At 39.5% G+C, this 5,733-nt stretch carries 5 protein-coding genes; 3 read left to right on the top strand and 2 right to left on the bottom strand.

What is annotated here, in order from left to right:
* The 3 genes from VNJ50_RS14240 to VNJ50_RS14230 all read left to right on the top strand — a co-directional run.
* The coding region (locus tag VNJ50_RS14240; protein ID WP_325582962.1) for a cyanophycinase at positions 1–543 on the top strand (543 nt) is incomplete at its 5' end.
* A 10-nt stretch (positions 544–553) separates the two neighbouring features.
* Positions 554–1,864, top strand: coding sequence for a M20/M25/M40 family metallo-hydrolase (locus tag VNJ50_RS14235; protein WP_325582961.1), 1,311 nt, complete (start codon positions 554–556; stop codon positions 1,862–1,864).
* Positions 1,865–1,882: 18 nt separating this feature from the next.
* Complete coding sequence (locus VNJ50_RS14230; RefSeq protein ID WP_325582960.1) at positions 1,883–3,148, top strand: T9SS type A sorting domain-containing protein; 1,266 nt, start codon at positions 1,883–1,885, stop codon at positions 3,146–3,148.
* Between the two features lie 315 nt (positions 3,149–3,463).
* Here the strand turns inward: VNJ50_RS14230 and VNJ50_RS14225 are convergent, their stop codons facing one another.
* Both VNJ50_RS14225 and VNJ50_RS14220 read right to left on the bottom strand, forming a co-directional pair.
* Positions 3,464–4,837 (bottom strand): MBL fold metallo-hydrolase, encoded by a 1,374-nt coding sequence (locus tag VNJ50_RS14225; RefSeq protein WP_325582959.1) that lies wholly within the window; start codon positions 4,835–4,837, stop codon positions 3,464–3,466.
* A gap of 5 nt (positions 4,838–4,842) precedes the next feature.
* Entirely contained in the window at positions 4,843–5,679 is an 837-nt protein-coding gene (locus VNJ50_RS14220) for an ATP cone domain-containing protein (protein WP_325582958.1), read from the bottom strand.
* Positions 5,680–5,733 lie beyond the last annotated feature (54 nt).

The following is a 5,733-nucleotide window of genomic DNA, read 5'->3' as shown; positions in this document are numbered from 1 at the left end:
GCATCTAAAGTTGATTCCATCAGAAATGCCAAAATGATTTACATTTCAGGAGGCGATCAAAACCGATTTATGGATATTGTTGCCGGAACTGCTATTGAAAAAGCAATCCATGACTGTTATGCCAATGGCGGATTAATTGCCGGTACCAGTGCAGGAGCAGCGGTCATGAGTAAGTTGATGATTACCGGAAATGAGTTGAAACATCCCGATCGTACGCTGAGAAATATTGAAGCGGATAATGTCGAAATTGGAAAAGGATTGGGCATGTTGACCAACGTTATTATCGATCAGCATTTTGTATGGCGTGGTCGGTACAACCGTTTTATTAGTGCTATTATTGAACATCCTAAAATGCTTGGGATTGGTATTGATGAAGCCACGGCCATTTTAGTGAATGGAAATACGGCTGAAGTTATTGGCGATTCACAAGTCATTGTATTAAAAAACCCGAAGCATTCAAAAAATAAGCATGGTGATAAACTTGGAGCGCATGATCTTCAATTGAATGTCTATTTGCCAGGGGAACAGTTTAAACTTAATTAAAAAACTCATTTTGAATAAAATAGCACAAACATTTTTAATACTTTCAATCCTATCTACAAGCACATTGACAGTGGCACAAAAAGGAAAAATGGAGAATAAAATTGTAAAATCGGTCGATAAACATTTGGACGCTTCTATCGATTTGCTTAAAAAAGCAGTCAATATCAATAGTGGAACCATGAATTTTGAAGGCGTCAGGAAAGTAGGCGAATTGTTCAAAACGGAATTGGACCAACTTGGATTTCAAACTGAATTGACCAATGGTGAAGCTTACGGTCGTGCGGGACATTTAATTGCTAAAAAAGAAGGTAAAAAAGGACCAAAGTTTTTATTGATTGGCCATTTAGATACGGTTTTTGAATTGGACAGTCCGTTTCAGGAATATACCATGCTCGATGATAATATGATGAAAGGCCCCGGAGTTGCTGATATGAAAGGTGGCGACGTCATTATCATTTTAGCCATGAAAGCCTTAAAAGAAGCTGGTGTTCTCGATGATATGTCCATCGAAATTATCATGACCGGCGATGAAGAAAAAAGTGGCGAACCTCTTGAACTTTCCAAAAAAGATTTGATTGAAGGTGCCAAACGTGCCGATATCGCCTTAGGTTTTGAAAATGGCGACAACAATCCTAAAACGATTGTAGTGTCACGAAGAGGATCATCAGAATGGCAATTGAAAGTAACGGGCGTTCCTGCGCATTCATCACAAATTTTCACAAAAGATATTGGTGCTGGCGCTATTTATGAAGCTTCCCGTATTCTGAATGAATTTTATCTGCAATTGTCCAAAGAAAAAGATTTGACCTTTAACCCTGGATTTATCCTCGGTGGAACCGATCTGAAAGTAAATGAGGAACTGACCGGCGGTACAGCGTTTGGTAAAGACAATGTGGTGGCCGAACACGCCATTGTACACGGTGATATTCGTGCAACCTCTTTGGAGCAATTGGAAAGAGCGCATAAAATCATGAAAGAGATTGTATCCAATAATTATCCCAATACTTCCGCCGAATTGATTTTTATTGATGGTTATCCGCCATTGGGATTGACCGATGGCAATACCAAACTTTTAAAATTTTATGATGGCGTCAGTCAAGATTTGGGTTTTGGTGCTGTTGAAGCGGTCAATCCGAGAAATGCCGGTGCTGCCGATATTTCATTTACTTCGGGATATGTGGAAATGGCCCTCGACGGATTGGGATTGACAGGTGGTTCTGGAGATCATACTATTGAGGAAACTGGCGATTTACGAACGGTCGCAACGCAAGCAAAAATAACTGCGGTGATGCTCTATCGTTTAGTAAATCAGAAGAAATAGAAAATAAACGATAAGCTTATGAAGAACATTACTTTTTTGTTTTTACTGGGTATTCAGGCACTTTTTGCCCAAAATTATACAGAATACCTGACAGGAAATGTTACTGATGTGACAACCAATCACCATTCGGGAATTTGCTTGGCGGGTGGTAATTTCGATCAAAAAGAGGCCATGAAATGGTTTTTGACCCAAGCTAACGGAGGTGATGTTGTGGTATTGCGAGCATCTGGACAAGATGGTTATAACGATTATTTTTATTCAGAATTAGGTGTCAGTATCAATTCCGTTCGAACTTTTGTGATAAATAATGCCGAAGGTGCTGTGGATCCGTATGTGCTCGAAAAAGTTGCCCAAGCAGAAGCTGTATGGTTTGCTGGTGGTGACCAATATGATTATGTCAAATATTTCAAGGATAATGCTATGGAAGACGCTTTAAACACCTTTATTAATACTAAAAAAGGAGTTATTGGCGGCATTAGTGCAGGTTTGGCCATTTTGGGAAATTCTTATTTTTCAGCCGAACGCGGCGGCATTGAAAGTGATGCCGTCTTAATCAATCCTTATCATCCAAGAGTGACCTTGGGTTATAATGATTTTTTGGAAATTCCATTTATGGAAGATGTGATTACCGATTCGCATTTTGCAAATCGCGATCGTCAAGGACGAATGAGTGTGTTTTTGGCACGTTTTGCAAAAGATAATAACCGACGTTCCTTTGGTATCGCATCTGATGAAAATACAGCCATTACGGTTGATGCCGTTGGGAGAGCCTCGGTTTATGGATCGGGATCGGCATATTTTTTACAAGCCAATTGCACAACTAATTATGCTCCGGAATTTATTGTACAGTACCAACCTTTAACTTGGAATAAGGGAGGTGAGGCCATCAAAGCTTACAAAGTACCGGGAACAACCTCGGGTACTAACTATTTTGATTTGTCCGATTGGGAAACCGGTAATGGTGGTGTTTGGCAGAATTGGTCGGTTACAGATGGTGTTCTGACAATGGCTGCGGGTTCAAACCCTATGTGTGGCACACTTTCTACTTCTAAATTTGAGGATTTTACGGTTGAGGTTTATCCAAATCCGGTAATGGAAAAGATTTTCATCAAATCAAAAGCACAGGTGCAAACTGCGAAAATGTATAGTTTGTTAGGAAAGCAGTTTTCCATTTCGTTTTCTGATGGCAATATAATTGATGTCTCTAATTTAAGTCCAGGAATGTATATTCTGAAACTTTATTCAGAAACCTCAGAGCAAACTTTTAAAGTTTTAAAGAAATAACCAACTAATTTTTATTTTAACTGTAAAACCTTGTTTGTGTAACTGCGGCAAGGTTTTTTTATGCAATTAAATGAATTCGGACGAATTGGTTTCACAGAGATGGGCGGAGGTTTCGCTGAGATTCACGGAGTTTTTATTTTTAGACACGTCCCGATAGCTATCGGGATCACTGATTTTCCTTTGCGGCTTTGCGCCTCTGCGAAGGTTATTTCACAGAGATCCACGGAGTTATTTAATTTAAGTCACGTCCCGATAGCTATCGGGATCACGGATTTTCCTTTGCGACTCTGCGCCTCTGCGAGAACTAATTTTACTTTAAATATGTATATTTTCTACGTCATTCAGTTTCGGAATGGTCACATTCCAGTTATAGGTATCTTTTATTTTTACTCTAAACGCATCTAAAGCCGTTGGTTCGCCATGGATGAGAAATACTTTTTCGGGAATGTTTTTGATGCCACTCATCCAATGCAGTAATTCATTTTGATCGGCATGTGCTGACAGACTTTCTAAATGCATAACAGTCGCTTTTACCGGATGGTATTTGCCAGAGAACTTGATTTCATGGGCACCATCAAACAATTGTCTTCCACGAGTGCCTTCGGCCTGGTAGCCAACCAACAAAACGGTTGTGGAAGCCTTATCAATGAGTTGTTCCAAATAGGTAAGCACTCTGCCGCCAGTCACCATGCCACTGCCGGCAATGATTATTTTAGGACGTTTGTCATCAATCGTTTCCCAGGTTTCTTTGTAAGATTCGATGATATTGACATGATTGCACATGGCGTTATAATCGGAATCCGATAGTTTGTGCCATTTGGGGAAGCGTCTAAAAACCTCCAAAACATTGTTTCCCATAGGACTATCAACAAAGATTGGAATGTTGGGGATTTTGTTTTTCTGATATAATTTCCAGAGAATAAACATCAGTGTCTGCAAGCGTTCAACCGCAAAACTTGGGATAATTAGATTTCCTTTTTTATGAAGGGTTTCCAAGATGATATCAGCAAGTATCTGTTCTACATTTTCTTCTGGATGCAGTTTATTGCCGTAAGTACTTTCAATAAAAAGAAAATCGGCCCATTCAGGACGTTTCGGATCTTCCAATAAATAATCATTGGTCCGGCCAATATCTCCAGAAAACACGAAGCGCTTGGAATTGATATCCAGTTCTATGAACGTTGCCCCAAGAATATGGCCGTTATATTGAAACCGATAAGAGATATGCTCAGATAAATTGATCCACTTGTCCGCCATTTCAACTTCAAACAAGCGTATTGTTTTTTCAGCCTCTGCAACCGTATAAAATGGCAGCGCAGGACTGTGTTTGGTGTATTTTTCCTCATTGGCTCTTGCAGCTTCCTCTTCGTGGATTTTGGCACTGTCCTTTAAAATGATTTCTGCAATGGCCAGGGTGGGTGCCGTGCCAATAATTTTCCCATGAAATCCTTGCTTGACCAATCGCGGCAAATAACCAACGTGGTCGAGATGTCCATGCGTAAGCAGAACCAAGTCTATCGTGCTGACATCAACAGGAAGATCTAACCAATTGAGTTCGCGCAGTTCCTTTAAGCCTTGAAACATACCGCAATCGATCATTATATTTTTTTCGGAGGTTTCAATAAGAAATTTTGAACCTGTAACCACGTTTGAGGCTCCGAGAAAATTTACTTTCACATGATTTTCCATAATTTTTAGATTTTGCACAATATTTTCATCTCATTTTGAATTTTTGATTTGCGGGTTTCCGAAATTCCAAGATGGTCCAAGAAGAATGCGTCATCGATCAAGTCTTTACATAAAACGACATCTCTGCTTAACAGAAATTGTTTTTCACGATTGGTCAGCAAGGTAGATACGGTTATGGGGTATAATCCCAACCGGTCAATGCGATTTCTCAACCCATCATTTTTAGGGTAATCCCAACTCAAGAGATACAAACCGGCGCAATTGCCGTACTGCAGGGCATCTTCGGTAAAACTTGTGTTGGTCACTACCCAACCCACATCTAATGTTGTTTTATGTGATTTTGAATCCCAATAGGTTTTGATATCTTTAAAACGTGAATCGATGTATAACGGTATTTTAACATTGCAATTTCGACCTTGTTCGCTATGAAATTTACATTCGACAAGTGTTGTCTTTCCATCTTTTTCGGCGATTACGTCAACTTCGTGCTTCACACAGTGGCCTTGCATAATTTTGCTGACGTGCGTAGTGTAACCCGAATGTTTTAAAATCGCACTTATAAAACGTTCAAACGGATATCCGGTAGGTCCCAACTCGTAGATCGCTTTTTTGAGTTTGTATTTGGATGCCAGATGGCTCTCTTTCTTTTTTAATAAAGCGAATGCTCTGTTGTAGATTTCCTTTGTTGAAATGCCGTTGTACAATTCAGCTTTCACTTTGTCAATGATTTCATTTATGGTTTGTCGGTCTGCACCTGATTTTCCTAAGGATGTACGTAGTTTATCGATTGAAAACTTTACTTTTTTACCTGAAGATTTAATAATGTCAATTGTAGTGTCCATGGTTTTTAATGAAATAATGGTGTGAAAAACGTTCATGAGTAATTCCATTAGCTA

It is taken from the genome of Gelidibacter sp., from assembly GCF_035577925.1.
GTDB lineage: Bacteria > Bacteroidota > Bacteroidia > Flavobacteriales > Flavobacteriaceae > Gelidibacter.
Note: the sequence above shows the minus strand (reverse complement) of the source record. Positions and strands in the feature narration are given on the sequence as shown.